This is a genomic window from Bradyrhizobium sp. SRL28 (assembly GCF_018596315.1).
In the GTDB taxonomy this organism is placed as follows: Bacteria; Pseudomonadota; Alphaproteobacteria; order Rhizobiales; family Xanthobacteraceae; genus Bradyrhizobium.
Window position 1 is genome coordinate 42,200 of record NZ_JAHEAG010000028.1, and the last position, 24,157, is coordinate 66,356.

24 protein-coding genes and 1 tRNA gene are annotated in these 24,157 nt (G+C 62.7%); 8 read left to right on the top strand and 17 right to left on the bottom strand.

Annotation, left to right across the window (positions count from 1 at the left end; genetic code table 11):
• Positions 1–24 precede the first annotated feature (24 nt).
• Positions 25–101, top strand: a tRNA-Arg gene (locus KIP88_RS33960).
• A gap of 148 nt (positions 102–249) precedes the next feature.
• Here the strand turns inward: KIP88_RS33960 and KIP88_RS33965 are convergent.
• The 3 genes from KIP88_RS33965 to KIP88_RS33975 all read right to left on the bottom strand — a co-directional run bounded on the left by KIP88_RS33965 (position 250) and on the right by KIP88_RS33975 (position 2,748).
• Complete coding sequence (locus KIP88_RS33965; RefSeq protein ID WP_308163696.1) at positions 250–1,182, bottom strand: creatininase family protein; 933 nt, start codon at positions 1,180–1,182, stop codon at positions 250–252.
• 206 nt (positions 1,183–1,388) lie between these two features.
• Entirely contained in the window at positions 1,389–1,610 is a 222-nt protein-coding gene (locus tag KIP88_RS33970; RefSeq protein ID WP_214492501.1) for a hypothetical protein, read from the bottom strand.
• 622 nt (positions 1,611–2,232) lie between these two features.
• Entirely contained in the window at positions 2,233–2,748 is a 516-nt protein-coding gene (locus KIP88_RS33975; protein ID WP_214492502.1) for a copper chaperone PCu(A)C, read from the bottom strand.
• Positions 2,749–3,135: 387 nt separating this feature from the next.
• Here KIP88_RS33975 and KIP88_RS33980 point away from each other — a divergent pair, with 387 nt between their 5' ends.
• The gene (locus KIP88_RS33980; RefSeq protein WP_214492503.1) at positions 3,136–4,239 is read left to right on the top strand and encodes a transporter; all 1,104 of its coding nucleotides are present in this window, start codon (positions 3,136–3,138) and stop codon (positions 4,237–4,239) included.
• Between the two features lie 106 nt (positions 4,240–4,345).
• Here the strand turns inward: KIP88_RS33980 and KIP88_RS33985 are convergent, their stop codons facing one another.
• Entirely contained in the window at positions 4,346–6,043 is a 1,698-nt protein-coding gene (locus KIP88_RS33985) for a methyl-accepting chemotaxis protein (protein WP_214492504.1), read from the bottom strand.
• 212 nt (positions 6,044–6,255) lie between these two features.
• Between KIP88_RS33985 and KIP88_RS33990 the strand changes: the two genes are divergently transcribed.
• Entirely contained in the window at positions 6,256–6,567 is a 312-nt protein-coding gene (locus KIP88_RS33990) for a hypothetical protein (RefSeq protein ID WP_214492505.1), read from the top strand.
• Positions 6,568–6,581: 14 nt separating this feature from the next.
• On the opposite strand, the gene KIP88_RS33995 is transcribed toward KIP88_RS33990, so the two are convergent.
• From KIP88_RS33995 to KIP88_RS34035, 9 genes are all read right to left on the bottom strand, one after another.
• Positions 6,582–7,787, bottom strand: a complete 1,206-nt coding sequence (locus tag KIP88_RS33995) for a serine hydrolase domain-containing protein (RefSeq protein ID WP_308163699.1) — start codon at positions 7,785–7,787, stop codon at positions 6,582–6,584.
• 88 nt (positions 7,788–7,875) lie between these two features.
• Complete coding sequence (locus tag KIP88_RS34000) at positions 7,876–8,517, bottom strand: arylsulfatase (RefSeq protein ID WP_214492507.1); 642 nt, start codon at positions 8,515–8,517, stop codon at positions 7,876–7,878.
• Between the two features lie 32 nt (positions 8,518–8,549).
• Complete coding sequence (locus tag KIP88_RS34005; protein WP_214492508.1) at positions 8,550–8,852, bottom strand: aminoacyl-tRNA deacylase; 303 nt, start codon at positions 8,850–8,852, stop codon at positions 8,550–8,552.
• Positions 8,853–9,185: 333 nt separating this feature from the next.
• The gene (locus tag KIP88_RS34010) at positions 9,186–9,548 is read right to left on the bottom strand and encodes a DUF1428 domain-containing protein (protein WP_214492509.1); all 363 of its coding nucleotides are present in this window, start codon (positions 9,546–9,548) and stop codon (positions 9,186–9,188) included.
• Between the two features lie 108 nt (positions 9,549–9,656).
• Positions 9,657–10,391, bottom strand: coding sequence for a thioredoxin family protein (locus KIP88_RS34015; protein ID WP_214492510.1), 735 nt, complete (start codon positions 10,389–10,391; stop codon positions 9,657–9,659).
• A 15-nt stretch (positions 10,392–10,406) separates the two neighbouring features.
• The gene (locus tag KIP88_RS34020; RefSeq protein WP_308163697.1) at positions 10,407–10,748 is read right to left on the bottom strand and encodes an SRPBCC domain-containing protein; all 342 of its coding nucleotides are present in this window, start codon (positions 10,746–10,748) and stop codon (positions 10,407–10,409) included.
• Positions 10,748–11,215: a helix-turn-helix transcriptional regulator gene (locus tag KIP88_RS34025; protein ID WP_214492511.1), complete on the bottom strand. Its 468-nt coding sequence runs from the start codon at positions 11,213–11,215 to the stop codon at positions 10,748–10,750. The genes KIP88_RS34020 and KIP88_RS34025 overlap by 1 nt, the downstream gene beginning before the upstream one ends.
• Positions 11,216–11,372: 157 nt before the next feature.
• Complete coding sequence (locus KIP88_RS34030; protein WP_214492512.1) at positions 11,373–11,627, bottom strand: DUF3551 domain-containing protein; 255 nt, start codon at positions 11,625–11,627, stop codon at positions 11,373–11,375.
• Between the two features lie 82 nt (positions 11,628–11,709).
• Positions 11,710–12,687, bottom strand: a complete 978-nt coding sequence (locus tag KIP88_RS34035) for a tripartite tricarboxylate transporter substrate binding protein (RefSeq protein ID WP_214492513.1) — start codon at positions 12,685–12,687, stop codon at positions 11,710–11,712.
• Between the two features lie 151 nt (positions 12,688–12,838).
• On the opposite strand from KIP88_RS34035, the gene KIP88_RS34040 reads away from it, so the two are divergent.
• The 3 genes from KIP88_RS34040 to KIP88_RS34050 all read left to right on the top strand — a co-directional run bounded on the left by KIP88_RS34040 (position 12,839) and on the right by KIP88_RS34050 (position 16,945).
• Positions 12,839–13,258, top strand: a complete 420-nt coding sequence (locus tag KIP88_RS34040) for a VOC family protein (RefSeq protein ID WP_214492514.1) — start codon at positions 12,839–12,841, stop codon at positions 13,256–13,258.
• A gap of 235 nt (positions 13,259–13,493) precedes the next feature.
• A complete protein-coding gene (locus KIP88_RS34045) occupies positions 13,494–15,074 on the top strand; it encodes an AMP-binding protein (protein ID WP_214492515.1) in 1,581 nt (526 codons plus the stop codon).
• Between the two features lie 221 nt (positions 15,075–15,295).
• Positions 15,296–16,945, top strand: coding sequence for an amidohydrolase (locus KIP88_RS34050; RefSeq protein ID WP_308163698.1), 1,650 nt, complete (start codon positions 15,296–15,298; stop codon positions 16,943–16,945).
• A 106-nt stretch (positions 16,946–17,051) separates the two neighbouring features.
• Here KIP88_RS34050 and KIP88_RS34055 read toward each other — a convergent pair whose 3' ends face one another.
• The 4 genes from KIP88_RS34055 to KIP88_RS34070 all read right to left on the bottom strand — a co-directional run bounded on the left by KIP88_RS34055 (position 17,052) and on the right by KIP88_RS34070 (position 22,689).
• Positions 17,052–18,347, bottom strand: coding sequence for a cytochrome P450 (locus KIP88_RS34055; RefSeq protein WP_214492517.1), 1,296 nt, complete (start codon positions 18,345–18,347; stop codon positions 17,052–17,054).
• Between the two features lie 146 nt (positions 18,348–18,493).
• Positions 18,494–19,591: an HD-GYP domain-containing protein gene (locus KIP88_RS34060; RefSeq protein ID WP_214492518.1), complete on the bottom strand. Its 1,098-nt coding sequence runs from the start codon at positions 19,589–19,591 to the stop codon at positions 18,494–18,496.
• A 336-nt stretch (positions 19,592–19,927) separates the two neighbouring features.
• Complete coding sequence (locus KIP88_RS34065) at positions 19,928–22,201, bottom strand: molybdopterin cofactor-binding domain-containing protein (protein WP_214492519.1); 2,274 nt, start codon at positions 22,199–22,201, stop codon at positions 19,928–19,930.
• The gene (locus tag KIP88_RS34070; protein ID WP_214492520.1) at positions 22,198–22,689 is read right to left on the bottom strand and encodes a (2Fe-2S)-binding protein; all 492 of its coding nucleotides are present in this window, start codon (positions 22,687–22,689) and stop codon (positions 22,198–22,200) included. The genes KIP88_RS34065 and KIP88_RS34070 overlap by 4 nt, the downstream gene beginning before the upstream one ends.
• A 308-nt stretch (positions 22,690–22,997) precedes the next feature.
• Between KIP88_RS34070 and KIP88_RS34075 the strand changes: the two genes are divergently transcribed.
• Together KIP88_RS34075 and KIP88_RS34080 are read left to right on the top strand one after the other, a co-directional pair.
• On the top strand, positions 22,998–23,786 hold the full coding sequence (locus tag KIP88_RS34075) for an alpha/beta fold hydrolase (protein WP_214492521.1): 789 nt from the start codon (positions 22,998–23,000) through the stop codon (positions 23,784–23,786).
• Complete coding sequence (locus KIP88_RS34080) at positions 23,783–24,127, top strand: hypothetical protein (RefSeq protein WP_214492522.1); 345 nt, start codon at positions 23,783–23,785, stop codon at positions 24,125–24,127. The genes KIP88_RS34075 and KIP88_RS34080 overlap by 4 nt, the downstream gene beginning before the upstream one ends.
• The last annotated feature ends 30 nt before the right edge of the window (positions 24,128–24,157 follow it).

The following is a 24,157-nucleotide window of genomic DNA, read 5'->3' on the forward strand; positions in this document are numbered from 1 at the left end:
CAATCGGCTAAATGAACCCACGAAGCACCCGTAGCTCAGCTGGATAGAGCGTTGCCCTCCGAAGGCAAAGGTCACACGTTCGAATCGTGTCGGGTGCGCCACTTCGGTACAGAACTCGGCGCGCCAACCCCCGTCATTTTTGTGCTTGAAGCCGCGACGAGCGTACGCAGGAGTGCGCTTTTCGACCCCGCGATGCGTAGTTCTTTCTGATCGACTTCGGCCCGTTGGGCGAGCGAGTGAGCAGTGTTGTCACTCTGCCTTGCCGGCCGTGGTCTCCTGCCCACGGCCCGACCGCCAGACCGGATCTGGGCGAGACCATAGCACCGTGTCGCGGATCGCTTCTGCCAATGCTTCCGCCTGCACTGCAAGGAAACGCGCGCCCTTTTCGGCCGTGGCGGTCCGCGGGTCTCCCCAAGTGCCCGTGATCGGCGCGCGTTCGGAGAATGAGTAGAACCGGGAGAAGCCCGGCGGCGCATGGACCGGGGCGGGAGCCTGCTGCATCGCCTCGTCCAACTTATGCGCCTTCACAATATCTTTCGCTATCGCCATCATGACCGAGGTTTCACCCTCGCAAGCATGTTTCGGCGCGGTGTCGGACTCGAAGATTGCCGCGATCTTTGCAGGCGCCAGGAACCACGGTGTCGTGGCTACGATCGGAAAATCATATGCCACCGACAGTTCGCGCGATGCCACGGCAAGAGGATCGATATTGCCGCCGTGGCCGTTTACGATCAGCAAGCGGGCAAAGCCCAACGCGCGAAGCGATCGCACGATACTTTCAAGGATCGCGCGATAAGCGGCATAGTCAACGCTGATCGTGCCGCCAAAAGGCAAATGATGCTCGCTCAAACCCAACCATAGGCCGGGCAGCACAGCGACCGGCACCGGATCTGGACCCTGGACCACCAACCGCGCGGCCGCAATCGACGCAGCACTGGCGCTGGCGGTATCGGTGATGACCGGCAGATGCGGGCCATGCTGTTCCAGCGAGCCAGCGGGCAGGATCGCCAGAGCCCCTTTGCGTGCGGCTATCTCGCGCAGATCCGGAGCGGTCATGCGTGCCCATTCGACTTCAATGCTCATAACGATCTCCCGAAAGGATTGGATCGAGAGAGTATCATGTGGTCCGAAACGGTACAGCGCAGGGGCCGGGCACAAAATTACGAAAACAACCCCATGCAAAGTAGAATGGGCCCCGGCTCGCAGTACTCGCGCCGCTTGTGCCCGGGGCACGCGATGGTCCGTTGTCGCGGCCCAACCCAATCGCGTCCGGCTCTAATCAGTCGCGCTGGCTGCAAGGCTCGCGAATGGTTGGTTAACCACTCTCCACGCGGCTGATATTCTTAACGAACTCGCACGCGCCCCTCACCGGACGCGACGTTATCGGTTCACGCGGCGCAGCTTGCCGAATAGGTCGGCGCATTGCCGGAGGCCGCGGAGCAGAAAGCCTCATAGTAGGCTTCCAGTTCGGAGACAGCGCGATGTTCCCATTCCCTGGCTTGCGCCAGGAGGGAGCCGCTATGAAGCGGCCGGAAGGCCGCGGTTTGGCGGTACAACGACGCGATGGTGCGGTATCGGCGAACGTTTTCCATGATGGCCAGGCTGTTCATGTTCGGATCTCCCCATTCCTTTTCCCGGGCACGAATTTGCGGCACAACGATTTTCGATTCGTTAGCGGGACGGGAAGAGAATTCGTGTGGTTTCCGAACGGTTGACGGCGGGCGCTCAACTTCGATCGCCGGCAAGTTGGCCAAGCTCGGCCGCTTCACTCATCCGCGCGGGCTGTCTGCGGCGAGGTCGAAGAATTATCGTTCGAACAGATGACACCCTGTGAACGATCGTCAGCCGAAAGAAGGGACGCACTGCTCCCCTCACGTCCTACTGCCGGGATCAGCATGGTGCAGGCACAGTAAGCCAGCCCAAGGCCGAGAAGCGAGGCGGACAAGATTGTGCCAGCCGACAGCAACGTCGTCCGCCCTCGCGGCGATGGTTGCGGTGTGCTGGCAGTGATGACTGACATTCGCTCGACCTGAAAATGATGGGTTCGGACTGCGCCATCGCTGATGGCGATGACACTTCAGTCAGTCTTGTTGCCGGTCCGGCGAAGGACGCTGGGCGCGCGACGAAGCCGCAGCTTTTCGGATATCGCGCGCCCCTTGCGCACTTGTTCGGGAGTGAAGGACGGGACGTGAAGTCCTAACGACTCACCCGATCGAGATGCGAAGCCGTGTCCTAATGATGCTTGTGCTGCTGCGCCACTCCGCTGACCGCAGCTCCGGGATTTTCCTCGACGTTGTAGACGATCTCGATAGGCCCGGCCTTTTCGAACACCAGCGTGCCCTTGATCTTCTGGCCGAGCTGTAATGGCTCCTTGAGGCCGAGCAGCACGATACGAAGCGCGCCAGGCTTGAGCTCTACGGTCTTGCCGGGCTTGATCTCGATGCCGTTCGCGAGCGGACGCGTCTTCGCCATGCCGTCGACATCGACTACCTCGTGCACCTCGATCTGGCTTGCCGCGGGCGAGGCGCCTCCGATCAGGCGATCCACGGTCTTTCCCTTGTTGGTGATGGTGAGATAGCCGCCCGCAATGTTGGCGTCCTTCGGGGTCGGGCGCGACCAGGGATGACCGATGTCGATGGCTCCGACCTTGAACTCGTGCGCGCCGGCCCCGGTCGTAATGAGCACAGCGGCTGCGACAAAAATGGCCGCGGTGACAAACACAAAGAGATCTCTGACGATGGTTGTCATCACTGTCCTACTCCGATACGCGCGCTGGACCGTTAAGGCGTGTAGAGAAACAATCAGACGCGATTACGGCCGGTGCTCGCCGTGATTGCGGCTACTGCCGGACGTGATTACGGCTACCGCTACGCAGGCCGCGAAAAAATCTGAAGCACAACCAACAACTGCGCTGCGTCCCTTTCGCCATTCGCTCAACACGCGACAGCCACACCGATGCCGCGCTCGCGATGACGCCTTCGCTTTTCCGCTTCCCTTCCGTCGCGAGCAGGCCGCGCTTCTCGCACGATCCAGTCAATCTCGCGCCCGATTGCGATGGCTAATCGTCGGACATCAGTAAAGGGGGCGTATGTGTGTGCGTATCTAGTAAGGCCGGTGGCCGGCGTCTTTTCATCCATGTTGCTTTTTCTCGCGCTACCTGCAGAAGCGCATCATCCCGGCGGCGGCGGCAATACCGGTAGCGGCGGCCCCATCAACACCATCTCGGCCGACACGCTTTCCGAAGGATTGATCGCCGCGTCCGTCCGCTACGAATTCATCCGGCTGGGCCAGCTCAGCGACGCTGATCTGCTCGCCGCCGCAGCCAAGGGCACGCACGCGCATTCGCTCCGATCGATCGACAGCGTCTCGCTTTCGGTCGCCTACGGCGTCACCAATGACTTCACCGTTGGCGTTCGCGCCGCCGGCATCCGCCGCACGGGTATCAGCGAACCCGCGGAGGACATGCTGAGCGGCGGCCATATGGGCATGATGAACACGAGCGACATGAGCAGCCTGATGAGCCCCGACGGCATCAACCGGCGCGGCAACTCGGCCGGCTTCGGCGACGTGACCATGCTCGGGCAATACCGCTTCCACAACAACGCGCAGACCGGCACGTCGGCCGCCGTGCTGTTCGGCTTCAAGGCGCCGACCGGTAGCACCAACCAACGCGACGCCGCCGGCCAGCTCTTTCAGGCTGAATTTCAGCCGGGCTCGGGCTCGTTGGACGGCTTGTTCGGCGCCGCCTTCACCAAGCGCACAGGCCGCTGGTCGTTCGACGTGAGCGGCCTCTATTATCTGATCACCACGGGTACGCAGAACACCAATCTCGGCGACCGCTTCCTGTTCGGCACCGCCGTGTCCTATCGCCTGGTCGGCGCCACCGGCTCGTCGAAAGAGGTGGAGTTGCACGAATACTGCATGCAGCCCCGCAACCAGCTGCAGGAGCATTGCCTCTATCACGCCAATCACGACCACAGCGACATGAAGAAGACGCCCTACACGCTCGACCTCGTTCTCGAACTCAATGGCGAGTGGCACGACAAGCAGCGGATCGCCGGCATTCCGGATCCCAATTCGGGCGGCACCACGGTCTATCTCTCACCCGGCGTGCGCGTGGGCTTCGATCGCTTCTCGGGCTTCGTCTCCGTCGGCGTGCCGGTCATCAACCAGCACAACGGCGTTCAGTCCAAGCCGGATTTTCGCGTGCTTACCGGAATCGGCGCGCGGCTGAACTAAACGCTGAAGTCGGCCACCACTGTTTGTTCGTCATGGCCGGGCAAAAGCGCGAAGCGCGTCTTCGCGCAGATGTCCCCGGGCATGACGAGGAAACTTGAGCTGCCCGTTAAGCGGCGCGGATGTTGCCGAGGAATTTTCCGGTTTCGGTCTCGAGCTGCTCGGATTGCGAGGTAAGCTGGGCTGCTGCGTTCAAGACGAGGGTCGCGGCAGCGTTGACCTTGCTCGACGCTTCGCGAACGCCCGTGATGTTTTGCATCACCTCCTGGGCGCCCTGCGCCGCCTGCTGCACGCTGCGGGCAATCTCGTTGGTCGCAGCGCCCTGCTCCTCGACCGCCGCGGCAATGGAGCCGGTGATTTCATTCATCTGCCCGATGGTGGTGCCGATTTCGCGGATGGCGTTGACCGTCGAGCCGGTCGCATCACGAATTTCTTGGATCTGGCTGGTGATTTCGTCGGTAGCCTTGGCGGTTTGCGACGACAGCGCCTTGACCTCGTTGGCGACGACGGCAAACCCCCGGCCGGCTTCGCCGGCCCGGGCGGCCTCGATGGTCGCGTTCAGGGCCAAAAGGTTGGTCTGACCCGCGATGGTCTGGATCAGCGCCATGACCTCGCCGATCTTTTGGGAGGCCTCGACCAGGCGTCCGACCATGGCCTCGGTTCGGTTTGCCTGCCCGACCGCGTTCTGGGCAATTGACGAAGACTGGGTGACCTGCCGCGAGATCTCCTGGATCGAGGACGACAACTCCTCCGCCGAAGCCGCAACGGTCTGAACGTTCGATGCGGTCTGCTCGGCGGCAGCCGCGACCTTGGCGCTCTGATCCGTCGTCCCCACCGCGATCGTGGACATCGACGAAGCCGAATCCTGCAGCTCGTCGGCGGCGGTGGCGGTGCCCCTGATCACCCCGCCGATGCTGCGCTCGAATTCGTCGGCGATACGGGCGAGATCCGTCCGCCGCTCCCCGGCGGAACGGACCTTCATCTCTTCCTGCTCGGTGCGGAGCCGCGTCGTTTCGACCAGATGATCCTTGAAGACCTGCAGGCTTCGCGCAATCCGGCCGACCTCGTTGGTCTGGCCGACGAACGGAATGTCGACCGCAAGATTGCCCTTGGCCAGTTCGTCCATCGCCGAGCAGGTTCGGTTGAGGGGGCCGACCAGGCTGCGGCCAAGCCAGAACGCCGCGAATGCCGCGATGGCCAGCCCGGCGAGCCCCGCGATCCCGGCCCAGATCATCCGCCGAAAGACCACGGCGTCGATATCGTCGACATAGGCGCCCGCCTGAAGCGCCAGAAGCTTGTCGCCTGCGCCAAAGGCCCCGACATAGGAGACCTTGCGAAGTTCGGCGCCACCCGCCGACCGGGGTGACAGATATTCGACAAAGCCGCCGCCGGCGCGCGCGGTCCGCACAATGTCCTGGATCAGCAGCTTGCCGCTCTTGTCCTTGAAGTCCCAGCGGTTGACGTTGATGTATTTGGGATTGGCATGCACATAGGTGACGCCGGCATCGGCGCTTCCGGTGCCGTAGACGCCGATATAGTCGGAGTATTCGCCCCAGCGCATGGAACTGATCGCGGCGAAGGCCATCTGGCGCGCCTTGTCCGGCTCGATCCTGCCGGCCTTGGCCTCGCCCTCATAGTGGGCGAGAACCTTTGTCGCGGCCTCGACGAGATCGCGGACCGTGGTGCGCCGCTCGTCCAGCACCGCATCGCGCAACACCAGGATCTGCAGGGCGGAGACGGCAAACAGCACCATCGTGAGCGCCGCAATGATCATCGCAAAACGCTGATAGACGGTAAGATTGCGCATGCCGCTGGCCTTCCTGTTGGTTGAAGATTCGTACCAATACAACGTTAATCGATTGTTATCGGGTTGCGCGGATGGTCCGCAGCGTCCGATCGCGAGAATCGGCGCTTGAAATGACCGCGCCGCGGCGACACAATGGCGCACATCCTTCAAACGTGACGCGCCAATGACCCCGCACCCTGCGGAATCGCACGGTGCGCTAAGAGTGACCCATAATGGCTGAAGCCGACCTCGACATTTTCATCCGGCAAATCGCAAAAGCGCAGAACAAGAGTCTGATGGCCGCCGTCAAGAAACGGCGCGACCAGATCATGGCCCGCGCGGCCAAGGCCAAGGACAAGGAGACCCGGGACCAGTTCCGGCTGATCGCCAAGAGCACGATGCTGCTCGGCACCGCCGCAGCCAAGCGGCTGCAAAATTCGGCGGAAAACACCGCTGATAGCTACGCACGGGCGATCCGGAACGCGGCCGAGGAAGCGGCGGCTGCGAAGGCGGCGAAAAAGCCCGCCAAGAAGAAAGACGATTGAAGCGGCACCTGAGCTCAGGCTGCCCTGTGGGCGCGGTAAATACCGCGCTCGAACAGACGATAGACGTTAAGCGCGCGCTGGTCGGCGAACGGCAATATCTGCATCATGATCACCCCCGCGATACGCGACGCCGGGTCGATCCAATAGTAGGTATTGTAAAGCCCGGCCCATGTCAGGCTGCCTGCCCTGCGGCCATCAGGCACAGGATCGATGTTGATCATATCGCCGAGCCCCCACCGCAGCCGGACTCCCGGGAAGAAATCGACGTTCTCAGACAATGCCGGATTTGTTGTCTTGAGAATTCCCGCGTCAAGGTTGCCGATTTGATTGGTAGACATCAGCGCAACCGTCTGCGGCCGCAGGATGCCCTTCCCGGCAAGTGCTCCGCCATTCAACAGCGCCTGGAGCAAAGTCAGATAATCCGGCGCTGTGGAATAGATGCCGCCGCCACCAGAAATCACTTTCAGCTCGGTTCGTCTCACCAAAGGCTGCGGCACAAGCGTCCCATCCGCCTTGCGCAAATGCAGACTTGCCTGGCGCGCGCGCTGCTTCTCGTTAAGCGAGAAAGCGGTGTCGTTCATCCCGAGTGGACGGAGGATGTGATCGCGGAAATAGCGATCCAGACTTTGTCCACTGACGATTTCAACGAGCCGGCCGACCCGGTCGAGACTGGCGCCATAGGCCCACCTGGTACCCGGATCTGATATCAGCGGCGTACGCGGCAGCGCTGGATCGTTGCGAGAAGCCTTGCCGTAGCGAACGACATTCGTGTCCCAAAGCTGATAGCTAAGCCCGGATGTGTGCGTCAGCAGATTGCGTAGCGTGACAGGCTTTCGCGCGGCGCGCAGTTGCGGGGCCCCTTGGGCATCGAAACCATCGAGAACTTGAGGCGACCCGAGCGTCGGATCAATTCTTGCCGCCGGTTCGTCCAGTTTGAGTTTGTCCCGCTCGACGAGCTGCAGCGCTGCGACGGATGTCAGCAATTTGGTCATTGACGCGATACTGAAGATTGTATCGGCCGACATCCTGGCAGCCGCGCCCATGCTTTTCGCGCCGAATGCGCCCTGATAGATCACCGAATGCTCGGTTGCGGCCATGGCGACAACGCCTGGCACGTCTGCCGCGTCGACCCGAGCCTGCAGAATGGCGTCGATTTCCCCGCTACGGGACGGCGTGCGCAGCGGAGCTGCAAGGCCGGGAATGGCCGCGCCGGGGATCAGGCCTGCCGCCGCAACGGCTGCCGTTCGCAACAACGTATCGCGTCGACTGAGCCGCACTGTCATCGCGCTCCCCTCAACGTCTCGGAACCTAGGTACGGCTGGCGGTCAGCATTCCCTTCAATTTCAGTACCGCGCTGTCGGGCGTCGTCAGCACTGGCCGCCCGGTTACCTCGGCGACCCGTTCTGCCGCAGGCGCCATGCTGTATTGCGCCAGCGCGATCAGGTCGCAGTCCCCCAGGCTGCTTGACGCCTCCACCACAAGGCGATCATGGGTCACGCGGTCCCCGCGATCGAGCGCGGCCATCGCGCCTTCCACCAGTTTCGGCACCAGCTCGATCGACGACGGAAACTCCGGCGGCATCGAGGCCAGCGTCGGCGGAAACGTCGACAGCAGGCCGATCTTGCGGCCGCGCGCGGCGGCCTGCTCGATCATCGCCTCATTGGGCTTGAGCACCGGCATCGGGGCATGCGCGCGTGCGACCGCTTCGATGCAGGGGCCGAAGGCGGAGCAGGTGAACAGGATCGCGTCCGATCCGGTGCCGGCCGCGTAGCGCCCCAACTTGAGGAAACGCTCGGTCATGGCGTCGGTGAGCCCGCCGTCGCGCGCCAGATCGGCCGACAGGCTGTCGTCGAGCAGGTTCATCAGGCGGGCATCCGGCCAAAGCCTGGCAAAGGAGGCCTCGATCGGCACAATCGAATGTTTCAGGGCGTGGATCAGCGTGATGCGCATGCGCGCACTGTCTCGCTGACGCGCAGGTGGTGTCAACCCGCGGCGTCGGGCTTCGCGCGAGAACGCAGGCGCTCCGCAGACGCCGGAGCAGCGCGCTGGCGGTTCCTGAACCGGTGACCGACGACGATCAGCGCCGCACGCGGACGCTCGTCGCCTTCGCTGTCAGCCAATGCTGGCCGTTCGACCTCGAACGGCCGGTTGTCCTGCGTCACCGCCTCGAGCGCACGCAGGAAATCCCGTCCCTCGGCGGTGATTTGCCAGCCATCGCGATCGCAAAGCACATGGCCGCTGGCGAGAATATCGATGGATCGAACCCGTCCGGCAAGACGCCTCATCCGGGCGCTCCACTCGGGGCCGCTGGTGGCGAGAATGGCAATGTCTCTCTTGAGTGAAGCTGTTGTCGCCCTGCCGCTGTCGTGACTGGCCAAAACTTTTAGAATAGCAACCTGAATACTCACACCCTGCGCCTCGGACCGCCACACGTTTCTTGTTGTTCTGGCAGTCGGTGAATCAGGCATATTTCGTTGTGGGGGCAGACGTCCACTGTCCGCGGCCAGTTATCCGCAGGCTTGATGCATGCGTATCTCGTCCTGGCCGGTACGAGACTGCGAGACGCGACCAGCAATTCCACCGCGCGGCATACAGCTGACGGGGGATGCCCTTACGAGCTACACTTTCACCAGGCTTTCGAACCCGCCAAAGATCATCCGCTTGCCGTCGAACGGCGGCTTCGATTTCGGATCCATCATCTCGCCGAGCCTCGGGTCCGCCATCACCTTGGCGTTGATCTTGTCGCGCTGGGCGCGCGACTTGTAGGTGATCCAGGCAAACACGACGGTCTCGCCCGGCTTGAGCTTGACGCTGCGCGGGAAGGACGTGAGCTTGCCGACCTTGACGTCCTCGGCGACCCATTCGCGATAATCCAGCGCGCCGTATTCGCGCCAGATCTTGCCGCACTTCTTCGACAGGGCGGCGTAGGCCGCGAGGTTTTTCTTCGGGACGGCGACGATGAAGCCATCAACGTAGGGCATGGGAAATTTTCCTCTTATTATCCGGCGTCATTGCGAGCGCAGCGAAGCAATCCACCTTTCTTGCGACCCTATGGATTGCTTCGCTGCGCTCGCAATGACGGTGAGCGATCAGCTATGACAACAGGATGCCTGAATTGGCGCCGGCTGGTACTGGTCACGTAGCCGCACCCAGTCCATCGGATATGGCAGGCCTTCCTCATGACGCCCGAGCGGAGTCAGGTCGAGGTAATGATAGGCGGCGTTCATCATGTCGAGGCCGCGCGCGAAGCAGGAATAGGTGTGGAAGATGCCCCCGGCCTCATCGCGATAGAACACGCTGATTCCCGGTGCTTCCTCGCTTCCGAAGGGAGTAGTTCCGAAATTGTAGTTGCCGCCCCTCTCGATTTGCTCCGGCGTGAACGAAACGCCGTAGTCGTAATTGAACGCGTTTCCGCCTGACGACAGCCAATCAAACGTCCAGCCCATCCGCCGCTTGAACGCGGCGAGCTTTGGCAGCGGCGCGCGCGAGATCGCGACCATCGTGGTGTCGCGCGCGGCAAGATGCGGGATCATGCGCTCGAAGCCATCGGCCCAGAACGAGCAGCTCTTGCAGGCCTCGTTCCAGTCGGGCGCGAACATCAGGTGCTGCACCAAGAGCTGGCTGCGCCCCTTGAACAGGTCGGCCAGCGAGGCTTTTCCATCGGGCCCGTCGAACAGATAATCCTTGTCGACCCTGACCCATGGCAGCGCGCGGCGCTCTTCGGCCAAATGCTCGCGCGCTTTGGTGTATTCCTTCTCATGCGCAAGGTGCGCCTTGCGGGCGGCGATCCATTCCTCGCGGGAGACGATGGTGTGCGGCTGCATGGGAGGCTCCTGTGTTCAGGCCAGGTAGCTTTCGAGTTTGGCGAAGAGCTCCGTCCATCCGCGCTCGTGATTGTCGCGCGCTGTCGCATCGGCGAACTGTTCGTGGAGGAAAGTGAGCAGCGTACCGCTGCCTTCCGGTTTCATCGAAATCGTCACCAGCGATTCCCGCTCCGGCGTCGAATGCCACGCCCAGCTGAAAACCAGCCGCTGGTTCGGAACGACCTCGCGATAGACGCCGCCGACCTCGTTGTATTCACCCTTGGCGTTGAAGCTGATGCGATAGCGGCCGCCGACGCGCAGATCGATATCGGCTTTGACCGAGCCTTCCTCGACCGATCCGGGCCCGAACCATTGCACTAGCTTTTGCGGGTCGGCCCACGCGGCGTAGACTTTTTCGGGCGCCGCGTTGAACCGGCGCTTGAGCGTGAGGCTGGGGCGCTCGACGGGCTCGGCATCGCGGGCGCTTGACCTGATAGGGCTTGACTGGGTGGCCATGGATCTTCCTCCACAAAAGCGGCAAGGCGGTCGAGAGCGTCGGACCAGAAGCGCTGGTAGCGATTGAGCCAGTCCATCGCCTGCTCCATCGGCTGGGCGGTCAACCGGCACGCGACCGTGCGGCCGGTCTTTTCGCGCGCGATCAGGCCGGCGTCCGACAGCACATCGAGATGCTTCATGATCGCGGGCAGCGACATCGAGAACGGCTGCGCCAGCTCGCTGACCGAAAGGCTTTCGCGATCGCCGAGCCGCGCCAGCAGCGCGCGCCGGGTCGGATCGGCAAGCGCGGCAAAGGTACGGTCCAGAACTTCCTCTTGATACTTAACCATATGGTTTAGTATATGCGCAAGCCAAAAGAAGTCAAGCCTGCGCCTGCCTCACGTCTTTGAGAGTTGTGACAACGGGAGTTCGGATGGCCGGGTCATTCGGCGCAAATAGCTTTCGCGCGTCAGTCCGGCCATCCCGAGAAGAGCTCGCGAGCCCCGATCAATAATCCCGATACACCCGCATCCGCTGCTGCTGTCCGAAGGCAACGCGCGGATTGACATTGCAGTAAAGCGCCCGTCCGGACGCCGACGCCATGCACTGGCCATAGCTGGTGTACGAGCAGTCACCGGGGATGCCGATGCCCCGGCCCTGAAGGCAATAGGGATAATCGTACGCCGCCGCCGGCGAACTGCCCGCCACCGTGCCGACTGTCGCCGCCGACAGTGCCAATATCGCTAACATTGCATTGCGCATCTTCGATCTCCTTCACGTGACGCAAAAGCCGTGCCCCTTTGCCATAAAACACCGCGGCAGGGCCAATGTTCCGTGAGGTAGATCACTGCACTTTCTCTACCTTGGCTTCCTCGATCACCTTCTTCCACTTGTCGGTTTCGGCCACAATCATGGCGCCGAACGCTTCCGGCGTGCCGATCAGTGGTTCGCCACCGAGGTCGACCAGGCGCGCCTTGATCGCGGGTTCGGCGAGCACCTCGTTGATCTCCTTATTCAGCTTGGCGATGATTTCCTTCGGGGTGTTCTTCGGCGCACCCATGCCGAACAGCGCGCTCGCCTCGTAGCCCGGAATGGTATCAGCGAGCACCGGAACGTCGGGCAGCAGCGACGACTTCGTGGTGCTGGTGACGGCCAGCGCCCGCGCGGAACCGGCGCGGACGTGCTGGAGGATGGAAGGCATGTTGTCGAAGATTACCTGAACCTGGCCACCGAGCAGATCGGTGATCGCGGGCGCGGCGCCGCGATAGGGAACGTGCTGCATCTTGGCGCCCGACATCGCCATGAACATTTCGCCGGACAGATGCACGGACGTGCCGTTGCCGGACGACGCCAGGTTCACCTTGCCCGGATTGGCCTTCACATAGGCGATGAACTCGGCGACCGTCTTGGCCGGCACGTCCTTGTTGACCGTCATCACGTTCGGCACGCGATTGAACGCCGCGACCGGCGCGATATCGCGAACGACGTTGAATTTCAGGTTGGCGTAGAGCGAAGCGTTGATGTAGTTCGCGGGATTGACCAGCAGCAGCGTATAGCCGTCCGGCTCGGCGTTGATGACGGATTCGGTGGCGATGTTGTTGCCGGCGCCGGGCTTGTTCTCGATCACGAATTGCTGGCCGAGGCGTTCGGAAAGCCGCTGGCCGATCAGCCGCGCGATGATGTCGGTCGCACCGCCCGGAGGATATCCGACGACCCATCTCACCGGCCGGGTCGGATAATCCGCCGCCGAAACGCTGCCGATCGAAGCGGCCGTGGAAAGGCCGATCACGGCCATGCAAATCGCGGTGCGACGTGAAATCATAAAACTTCTCCTTGGAGGCCGGGCTTCAGAACCCAGTCCGTTTCTATTGAGGCGCGGTTCTATTGAACCGAACGCGGCCTGCGTTGTAACAAACAAAGTCAGGTGCGGCCAGTGCGACCGGGCGCCGCCGACCGCGACGAAAGGATAAGGCATGTCTGTCAGGGTTAACGCGCTCGACCATCTCGTTATCAATGTGTCCGACGTGGCGCGTTCCACCGAGTGGTACCGGAAGATTCTCGGCATGGAGGTCAGGGTATTCGATCCCGGACCGGGCAAAACGCCGCGGACCTCGCTGGTGTTCGGCAACCAGAAGATCAACGTGCGGCCGCGCGATGCCGACAAGGTCGAGTGGTTCACGGCCGACCACGAAGCGGCCGGGAGCGACGACCTGTGCTTCCTGACGTCAAGCACGCCGGACGAAGTGGTGGCGCATCTGAAAGCCAACGGGATTGCGATAGAGGAAGGCCCGGTCGCCAAACAGGGCGCCCGCGGCACGCTGCGTTCGGTCTATTGCCGGGATCCCGATGGCAGCTTGATCGAGATTTCCTCGTATGAGGATGGGTCGAAGTAACGCGCCGCTCCCTCGCCGTCATTGCGAGCGAAGCGAAGCAATCCATCGCGCGGCATAACGGACAGATGGATTGCTTCGTCGCTGCGCTCCCTTGCGCAAACGCTTCGCGTTTGTCGCAGGCAATGACGCGGAGACAGCACGGCGTCCAACTTCCGATTTGCCCATCGCGTCGTCCAATGGCAGAACTACTCCCAAGCAAAATCAAGGCAGCCGATGAAGCTGCACGGGAGGACCAATGACCAATTCACAGGCAGCGCCGGGCATTGTCGGGCCATTCGCAGGCCTCGACGTGCCGTGGCTGCTGCGGATGCGCGCCGGGAGCCGCCGCAACCATCCGTTCCTGATCTGGGCGCCGTTCGAGGGCCTCGCACGGAGCTGGTCCTACGGCGAATTTCACGAACGCGTCGGCGCGCTTTCTGCCGGCCTCGTCAAACGAGGCGTCAAGCCGGGCGAATATGTGCTGATCCATCTCGACAATTGCATCGAGGCTGTACTGGCCTGGTTTGCCTGCGTTGAACTCGGCGCGATCGCGGTCACCACCAACACCCGTTCGGCGGCAGCCGAGATGGAGTATTTCGCCGGCCATTGCGGTGCGGTCGCCGCCATCACCCAGCCGGCCTATGCCGAATTGATCTCGGCCAATTGCCGCGGCCTGCGCTGGATCGCCGTGATCTCCCATGATGCCGGCAGCACGCCGGCGCAAGGCGCGCCGCGCGGCGACAGTTTTGAATCATTATTGGCCGACAGCGCCGACCGGCCGCGCCGCGCCGCCGACCCGTTCGCGCCGTGCAGCGTTCAATACACCTCGGGCACCACGTCGCGGCCGAAGGCGGTGCTGTGGACGCATGCCAATGCGCTGTGGGGCGCCAAGATCAACGCCGCGCATGAGGACCTGCACGCAAGCGACGTGCACCAGACCTATCTGCCGCTGTTCCACACCAACGCGCTGGCCTATTCGATGCTGGCGACGCTTTGGGTGGGTGCTTCTTGCGTGATCCAGCCGCGATTTTCGGCGAGCCGCTTCTGGAGCGTGGCGCTGGAACACAACTGCACCTGGACCTCGACGATCCCCTTCTGCATGAAGGCGCTGCTGGAGCACGAAATTCCAAAGAGCCACAAGTTCCGGCTCTGGGGCACCGCCGTATCCGAGCCGCCGCCCTTTGCCGCGTTCGGCGTCAAGACGATCGGCTGGTGGGGCATGACCGAAACCATCACGCACGGGATCGTCGGCGAGGTCGACCAGCCCAATATTCCGATGTCGATCGGGCGCGCCGCACCGGAATATCAGATCCGCATCGTCGAGGATGACGGCACGCCGACGGATGTCGGCGGCACCGGCAATCTCCTGATCAAGGGCATCCCCGGCCTGTCGCTGTTTTCGGAATATCTCCACAACGAAAAGGCCACGCGCGAGAGCTTTGACGAGCACGGCTATTTCATCACCGGCGACCGCGTCACGCTGCTGGAGAACGGCTTCATAAAATTCGGCGACCGCACCAAGGACATGCTCAAGGTCGGTGGCGAGAATGTCGCGGCGTCCGAGATCGAGCAGGTGATTGCGGTTTTACCCGGCGTTCGCGAGGCCGCCGTGGTGGCGAAGAAGCATGCGATGCTGGATGAAGTGCCGGTCGTGTTCATCATTCCGCAGGCCGGAATCAAGGGCGCACCAGCCGACCTGCATGATACGGTCATGGCCGCCTGCCGCACTTCGCTGGCGGACTTCAAGGTGCCGCGCGAAATTCACATCGTCGACGACATGCCGCGCTCGACGCTGGAGAAAGTGGCGAAGGCGGAATTGCGGAAGATGCTGGGGTGAGAATCTTGTAGGGTGGGCAAAGCGGAGCGTGCCCACCATCCATCCGCAGCGGTGCAAGTGATGGTGGGCACGTCGCTGACGCTCCTTTGCCCACCCTGCAATTTCGGCTTCGTCATTGCGCGGAATGCAGCGACGGGGAGCAGAAGAATAACATAAAAAATCACGGGGAGCACGTAATGCCGGGACTGAGGTCAAATTCTGCGAGGCTTTCTTGCTATCTTGTGGCGGCTTTTATCGTCACGTCACCGGTGAGCATCGCGTCGGCCCAAACCGCCGACATGATCCTGTTCAACGGCAAAATCCTCACCGTCGACAAGGATTTCTCCACGCAGCAGGCCGTGGCGATCGGGGACGGCAAGATCCTCGCGACCGGCGCTTCAGCCGCGATGAAGAAGCTCGCCGGCAAGACCGCCAAGCTGATCGATCTCGGTGGCCGCACGGTGATTCCGGGGCTCACCGACGGACACATCCACGGCATCCGCGCCGCGCTCACCTTCGGCACTGAGGTGAACTGGATCGGCGTGCCCACGCTGAAAGACGCGCTGGAGAAGATCGGTCAAGCCGCAAAGACTCAGAAGGCCGGATCCTGGATCGTCGTCGCCGGCGGCTGGACCGAGGAGCAGTTTGCCGAGAAGCGCCGGCCGACCCCGGCAGAGGTCACCGCAGTTGCGCCCGACAATCCCGTCTACATCCAGCATCTCTATGACTGGCTGCTGTTGTCGCCGAAGGCGATGGAGGCGCTGAACATCCGCGACGACAACGATGTGGCGCCCGGCGGCGAGCTCGCGCGCGACAGCGACAACAAGCCGACCGGCATCATCGACGCCGGCGGCGCTGCGCTCGGCAAGATTTTTGACAAGCTGCCCAAGCCGACCATCGAGCAGCAGATCGACGGCTCCAGAAAATTCTTCCGCGAGATGAACAGCCTCGGGATAACAGGCATTGTCGACGGCGGCGGCGTCAGCATGTATCCCGCGAACTACCAGGCCGTGTTTCGGCTGTGGCAGGACAAGCAGCTGACCGTGCGCGTCGCCTATCACCTCTGCGCGCCAAAGCCCGGCAGCGAGCTCGCGGACCTGCAAAACCTGACGCAACTCTCGCCACCGGGATTTGGCGACGCCATGCTGCATTTCAACGGCCCTGGCGAAATCCTGATCTGGGCCGACTGGACCGATGGCGACATCACGCCCGACGGCAAGGCGAAGCTTGCCGAACTGCTGCGCTGGGCGGCGTCAAAGCGCTACACCATTCAGCTGCACTGGAATCCCGACCGCACCGTCCACGACCTGCTCGACGTGGTCGAGGACATCAACAAGGATGTTCCGGTGCGCGAGCTGCGCTGGGCCGTGCTGCATCTCTACACTGCCTCCGAAGCCAGCTTGAAGCGCATGAAGGCGCTCGGCCTGGTCTGGGGCGTGCAAGATGGGCTCTATTTCGGCGGCGAGCGGCTGCAGAAGGAGGTCGGGGTCGAACAGGCCAAGGCGATGCCGAGGATCGCCACCGCGATGAAGCTCGGGCTCGTGGTCGGCGGCGGCACCGACGCGCACCGCGTGTCGTCCTACAATCCCTTCGTGTCGCTGCAATGGTATCTCGACGGCACCACGATCGGTGGCACCAAAACCCGCGGCGACGAGGAAGCTCCCAGCCGCCGCCAGGTGCTGGAGATGTACACCCGCAACACCGCCTTCCTGGCAAATGACGACGACAAGCGCGGCACGCTGGAGGCCGGCAAGTTCGCCGACCTCGCGGTGCTGTCGGCGGATTACATGACCGCGCCGGTGAAGGAGATCGGCAAGATCAAATCGGTGCTGACGATGGTCGGCGGCAAGGTAGTGTATGCGGCGCCGCCGTTTGCGGGGGAGCCACGCTAGTGCGGGGTGTGTAGGGTGGGCAAAGCGCAGCGTGCCCACCATCAAGAGCAGCGCTAGAAGTGGTGGGCACGCTTCGCTTTGCCCACCCTACGGGGCCGGTGGCAACTCAACCCACCTCAAACCTTATCGGCAGCTTCTTCGGGCCATTCACAAAATAAGCCTGCGTCATCTTGACCTCGCCGTCGAGCGCGATCGATTTCAGCCGCGGCAGCAGCTCCTCGAACAGGATGCGCATCTCGAGCTTGGCCAGATATTGCCCGAGGCAGAGATGCGCGCCATAGCCGAAGGCTACGTGGCGGTTCGGCTTGCGGTCGCAGCGAAATCTGTACGGCTCCTCGAACACGTCCTCGTCGCGATTTCCGGACGCGTAGCACAGCATCAGCCAGTCGCCCCTGGCGATCTTGCGTCCGCCGAGTTCGGTATCCGACGTCGCCGAGCGCATGAAATGCTTGACCGGAGTCATCCAGCGGATTGCCTCGTCGACCAGGCCCGGGATCAGATCCGGATTGGCCTTCACCCGCGCGAATTGCTCGGGGTCCTCCGCCAGCGCCCAGATCGCGCCGGCGGTCGAGGATGACGTCGTGTCGTGGCCGGCGGTGGCGACGATCATGTAATAGCTGGTCGCATCGTGATCCGGCATGTAGTCGCCGCCGATCCTGGCATTGGCAATGACAGTGGCGAGATCGTCGCGGGGGTTGCGGCGCCGGTCCTCGGTGATACCCCGGAAATAGGCGCCGAAATCAGCCACCACCGACTGCATCATCCCGGAGAACTGCTCGGCCGTGAGCTGTTCCCTGATCCGCGCCGTGTCGGGATCCTGCGGGCCGAACAGCTCTTGCGTCAGCTTGAGCATTCGCGGCTCGTCCTTCTCGGGAACGCCGAGAATTTCCATGATGACATGCAGGGGATAGCCGAGGGCAACGTCTTCGACGAAGTCGCAGGCGCCGCCCTTGTCGAGCATGCGTTGCACGGTGGCGCGCGCGATCTCACGCACGCGCGCCTCGAACTTTCCGAGATTGGCGGGCATGAACCAGCCCTGCGTCAGCGCGCGGTATTTCGGATGATCGGGCGCATCCATCTGCACCAGCGAACGAACCAGATTTGGTCCGCCCGTGATCTTGCGGACGCGTTCTTCCACCGCCCGGTTCGTCAGCGTGGTCGGGCGGTCGGCGTTGTGGAACAGTTCGTTCTGGCGGCTGACGGCCTGGATATGCGCATGTTTTGTCACGACCCAGAACGGGTCGAACCCCTCGGGCCGCGCGATCCCGAGCGGGTTGTTGGCGCGCAGCCAACGGTAACTGTCATGGATGCGGTGGTCGGCATAGGCGACCGGATTGACGAGCGAAGCCGCAATGTCGGCGGGGATGTCGAGATTCGGACTCGAATCGACGGTCGTATCCATGGGCCTCCCCCGCCTGCCTATGTCACCTGCGCAAGGTGCGCAGATGATCAACGATAATTAGGCAGTTGCAAGGCCCACAGCTTGCGTTGAGCGGCTACCTCTCCCCGTCATTGCGAGCGAAGCGCAATGACGACGCAGCGAGCGGCTCAATAATACCCGAACGCCACCGGGCGAAAGGCGTGCAGCAGATGCTGGTCGATCTTGTCGCCCATCTCTTCCATCATGCCGAACGCCTTGGCGTGGGTGAACTGCAGCCGGTAGGCGCGCTTCTCGACCAGGGCGGCATAGATATCAACGATCGTGGTCAGCCGCACGATGTCGCTGATCTGCTTGCCGTTCAGGCCGTTGGGATAGCCGGTGCCGTCGAGGAACTCGTGATGGTGCAGCACCACATCGAGCATCTCGAGCGGGAAACCGCCCTGGGCTGCCAGCGCGTCATAACCGCGGCGCGGATGCTGGCGCATCTCTTCCATCTCTTCCAGAGTCAGCGGGCCCGGCTTGTCCAGGATCGCCACCGGGATGAATGCCTTGCCGACGTCGTGCAGCAGCGCGGCGCGGGCAAGACGGCGCTGGTCGTCCTCACGCATGCCGAGATGCTGCGCGTAGGCGACTGCAAAGCCGGTGACAAAGAGACAATGGCGGTAGCTGCCGGCGTGATGGCAGCCGACCGTCGTCAGCCATTCGCGCAGCGACGAATGCTTGATCGCCTTGAGAATCTTGTTCTCGGCCTCGACGATGTCGCTGAATTTCAGGGGAACGCCAGATGGAAGCTTTTCGAAGATCTTGACCATCACGGCATGCGCCGCTTCGACACCTCGGTTCAGGACCTTGCCGCGATCGGTCTCGTCATATCCATCGCTGTCCGGAAACGCGGCGCGAATCCGCTGCAGGATGCCTTGCGCGTCGAACGGCCGCGCGATGGTGTCGGTGGCGCCGAGCGCCCAGGCCTGCATCGATCCGTGATGCAGCGCGTCCGCCAGCACGAACAGCCGCGGCATTTCGCGATAGGCCTCGGCGCGCAGCTTGTTGCGCACCAACTGCACGCTCTCGGCGGAGCGCAAATTGATGTCGACCACGATGCCCGCAAGGTCGCGCTCGGGCGCATCGGGAATGTCAGATGTCGCGATGGTGTCGACCTGACCGACGGATCGCAGAATGCTGGCGAGTTCGCTGCTCTGATCGCTTCGATCCGAAGCCAGCAGCAGCCGGCGCTTGGTCGAAGTCTTGTTGGCTACCGATGTCATGAAACCCCAGACCCCTAGCAGTGAAGACTTGCAACCGAGGCTAGCGGAGAATGGGTTCCTTGCGGCTTAAGAGGGATGCTGAAAGCGAACTACCATAAATGCTAAAATTTTAGCGATCTGGTTTGTGATGCGCTGCGCCCACATTGTCATCATCGCCTTGTGCGCAATTGCGCACTGGAGCGGATGATCCAGTACGCCATGACAGTTATTATCACCCTCGAAGGCCGCGGCGTACTGGATGCCCCGCCTGCGCGGGGCATGACAGCACGGGGTCACAAAATAAATCCGCCGGAAGCATTACCTCCGGCGGATCATTCTTATCGGTGCTTCGGCGATTTACGCCTTCATGCTCGCCTTCACCGCTTCTGCCGTGATCGGCAACGAGCGGATGCGCGCGCCGCAGGCGTTGAAGATCGCGTTGCCGAGCGCGGGCGCGATCACCGTCACCGCCGGCTCGCCGACGCCGGTCGGCTTGTCGCCGTTGGCGATGACATTGATGGCCACTTCCGGCGTCTGGCTCATCCGCAGCGGCGTGTAGGTATCGAAGTTGGTCTGCTCGATACCACCATCCTTCAGCGTCGCCTTTTCATACATGGCGAGCGAAAGGCCCCACAATGCCGCGCCCTCGACCTGGGCGCGGATGTTGTCGGGATGCACCTGCATGCCGACGTCGGTGGCCACGGTCAATTTCTTGACCTTGACCTCGCCGGACGGCGACACGGCGACATGGGCCACGCACGCGGTCCAGCTTGCGGTTGCCCGCTCCTGCGACGAGACGCAGGCGACGCCCATGCCCTCGCCTTTCGGCAGTTTGGTGGTGCCGTAGCCGGCCATGCCCATCGCCGCCAGCAGCGTGTTGCGCAGGCGTTGCGCGCCACCGTCGTTCTTGCCTTTGCCGTCCAGCATCGCGATGCGGTACTCTGCGGGATCCTTGCCTGCCGCGTGCGCAAGTTCGTCGATCATGCTTTCGACGGCCCAGAAGGTCCAGCCGGGAGCGACCGACCGCAACTGCCCGGACGGGGTGGCGGTGTGCGCCATCTCGTTCTTGATCGCGCGGACATTGTGATTGGGCACGGAATAGAAGAAGTCCGCACCATTCACGGTGAACGAGTCCAGCGGTCCTTTCTTGTCGACCGAAGGCGTCAGGAAATCGGGGATTCCCCATCGCTGGGTCGGCCACGCGCTGACCACGTCGTGGTTGAGCGCGATCAGCTTGCCATCGCCATCGAGACCCGCCTTTACCTTCTGGAAGGTCAGCGGACGCGAATAGTCCATGGTCATGTCGTTTTCGCGCGAGTAAATGACCTTGACCGGTTTGCCGACGGCCTTCGCCGCCTGCACCGCGGGCACCATCATGTCTGCGTCGAGACGCCGGCCGAAGCCGCCGCCCAGCCACATCTGGTGCATGACGACGAACTTGGGATCGATCCCGGCAGCACCCGCCGCGATTGCGCCGGAACGCGTCGCGAACTGGTTGCCAGAATAGATATGCAGGATATCGCCCTTGAACTCGGCAGTGGCGTTCATCGGCTCCAGCGGCGCATGGATGTTGATGCTGGTGGTGTATTCAGCCTCCATCACCTTCGCCGCGGTCCCGAAAGCCGCCGCGGTGTCGCCGTCCTTGACGAAGAACTGTCCGGAATCGTCGAGCGCCTGCAGCCGCTTCGCCTCGTCGATCAACGACTGGCTCGATAGCTTGGCGTTCGGACCATTGTCGTAAGTGATCTTCAGCGCGTCGCCGGCCTTCCGCGCATTGGCATAGGTATTGGCGACCGCCACCACCCAGCCGGAAGTGCTGCCGGTCTTGTCGTCGAGCGTGATCGCCTTGATGAAGCCCGGCACCTTTTTGGCGGCGGCGTCATCGACCGATTTCACCGTGGCGCCGAAGCGTACCGGCGGCGTCACCACCTTGCCGTAGACCATGCCCGGCAGCATGACGTCGATGCCGTATTTGGCCGTGCCGTTGATCTTCGGGGGAATATCGAGCTGCGGAACGGAGACGCCGACCATGGTGTACTGGTCGGGCGTCTTGAGCTTGATCGCCTTGAGTTCGTCCGGCGTGAACTTCTTGGTGATCTTGCCGCTCTTGACGATGTCGGCAAAGCTCATCGACTTCTTCGACTTCGTATGCGAGACGGTGGAGTTGCGCACCACCAACTCGCCGGCCGGCACACCCATCGAGGCGGCTGCGGCTTCCGTCAATGCAATACGGCCCGCGGCACCCGCGCGGCTCATCGCATCGAAGTTCATCATCGTGCTCCAGCTGCCGCCGGTAATCTGCGCGCCGAGCACGGGGTCGTTGAATTTCGGATCGTTGGAGGCAAGCTGGACCCGCATGTCCTTCCAGCTCGAACCGAGCTCTTCGGAAACGATCTGCGCCATGGTCGAGGCGATGTGCTGGCCCATGTCGGCCTTGCCGCAGGTGACCGTGACGAGACCGTCGGGACCGATCGAGTACCACACGCTGGGTTCGAAAGCGGAAGGCGCGGCCAAAGCCTGATCGATACCTGGAACGGCGGCATAGCCGAGCACGAGACCCGTGGCGGCGGAGCCGACCAGGAACGAACGGCGGCTGAGATCGGTGGATGGGATTTTCACGTGCGTATTCATGTTGCCCTCCGCTCGGTGCCGGCGTTGGAGGCGGTACGCATTTCGGACGCGGCGCGCATGATCGCCTTCTGAATGCGCGAATAGGTCATGCAGCGACACAGATTGCCGTCCATATGCGCGACCACTTCGTCCTTGGTCGGGTTGGAATTCTTGGAGAGAAGCGATGCCGCCTGCATGATCTGGCCGGACTGGCAGTAGCCGCATTGCGGGACCTGCTCGAGGATCCAGGCCTTCTGCAAGGGATGATCGCCCTTGGCGCTGAGACCTTCGATGGTGGTGATCTTCTTGCCGAGCGCGTCGCTGACCGAAGTCTGGCAGGAGCGAACGGCTTCGCCGTTGACGTGAACCGTGCAGGCGCCGCAGAGACCTGCGCCGCAACCGAATTTCGTACCGGTCATCTGCAATTGCTCGCGGATGACCCAGAGCAGCGGCGTATCGTTGGACGCCTCGACGGACATATTCCGCCCGTTGATATTCAGATTAGGCATGTTCACTCCCCTTCCGGTGTTGGAAGCCGCTTACGGCGGCAATTCACTTTCTTGGGTATTGGCCGGCATCCACCGAAGCTATATGCCGGGTAACGTGAGCATGATCCGGAACCGATTTAGAGGCAATGCAATTTGGAATGAATATAGAAATCGCGGTTGTGCGCTGCGGCAAGGTTTCGTCACGGGTCAAATCGAGCGCGCGAGCAGCAGGCGCACCTTCCGTTTCCGCATTTCCCAACGGCGAACCTGTCGCGCTAGGATAGAGCGAGAGCGGAATTAGGTGTCTTTTGCTTCGGGAAAAACAGGAAATGCCGACAATCAATCGCGACGGGGTCCGCATCTATTACGAAGTTCACGGCTCCGGCCCACCGCTCCTGCTGACCCACGGCTACTCGTCGACCAGTGGGATGTGGCAGGGCCAGATCGCGGCCTTGTCGAAGCACCACAAGCTCGTGTTGTGGGACATGCGGGGTCATGGCCAGTCCGGTTACCCCGAGGATACCGCCGCCTATAGCGAAGCGCTGACGATCGCCGACATGGCGGCGCTGCTCGACGCCGTCGGCGCCGAAACGGCGATCGTCGGCGGGCTCTCGCTCGGCGGCTACATGTCGCTGGCGTTCTACCGCGCCCATCCGGACCGCGTCCGCGCGCTCCGCATCATCGACACCGGCCCGGGCTTCAAGAAGGACGAGGCCCGCGAGGTCTGGAACAAGCGCGCGCATGACACCGGCGACCGCTTCGAGCGCGAGGGACTGGAGGTTCTGAAATCGGCCAGCCGGGAACGCTCCAGCGTCACCCATCGCGACGCCTCAGGGCTGGCGCGCGCCGCGCGCGGCATGCTGACCCAGCGCGATGCGCGCGTGATCGAATCCCTGCCCGATATCAAGGTGCCGTCGCTGATCGTGGTCGGCGCCGACGACACGCCGTTCCTCGCCGCCTCCGACTACATGGCCGCCAAAATTCCCGGCGCGCAGAAGGTGGTGATCCCGGCCGCCGGCCACGCCGTCAACATCGACCAGCCGCAGGCCTTTATCGACGCTGTGCTGCCGTTCCTCGGCACCCTGGACAGCAAGGCAACGCAGAAGGCGGCGTCATGAAAATATTTGCCGTAGTGGCGCTCCTGATCGCCGGCCCCTCCGTGCCCGCCCTTGCGCAGCAACGGCCACCGATCGGCGGCCCCTACCCGCCACCTTTCACCGAAACGCTGTCGAACAACACGCCGCTGGCGTTCGGCATGGATGCGCAAGAAGCCGCACATGCGCTCGGCACCCCGCTCAATTATGTCCGGGGACGGCCGGGCGAGGAAATCTTCCTCGCATTCCGCAACATCGGCGGCAGCGGATTGTTCTACAAGAAAGACCGGCTGTTTCTGCAATTCCGCAAGGGCAGGCTGGCCGGCTGGAAGGGCAACTGGGGCCACAACTGGATGTGGCAATAACCGACTTTTGAACAGATCCTCGCGCAAGCG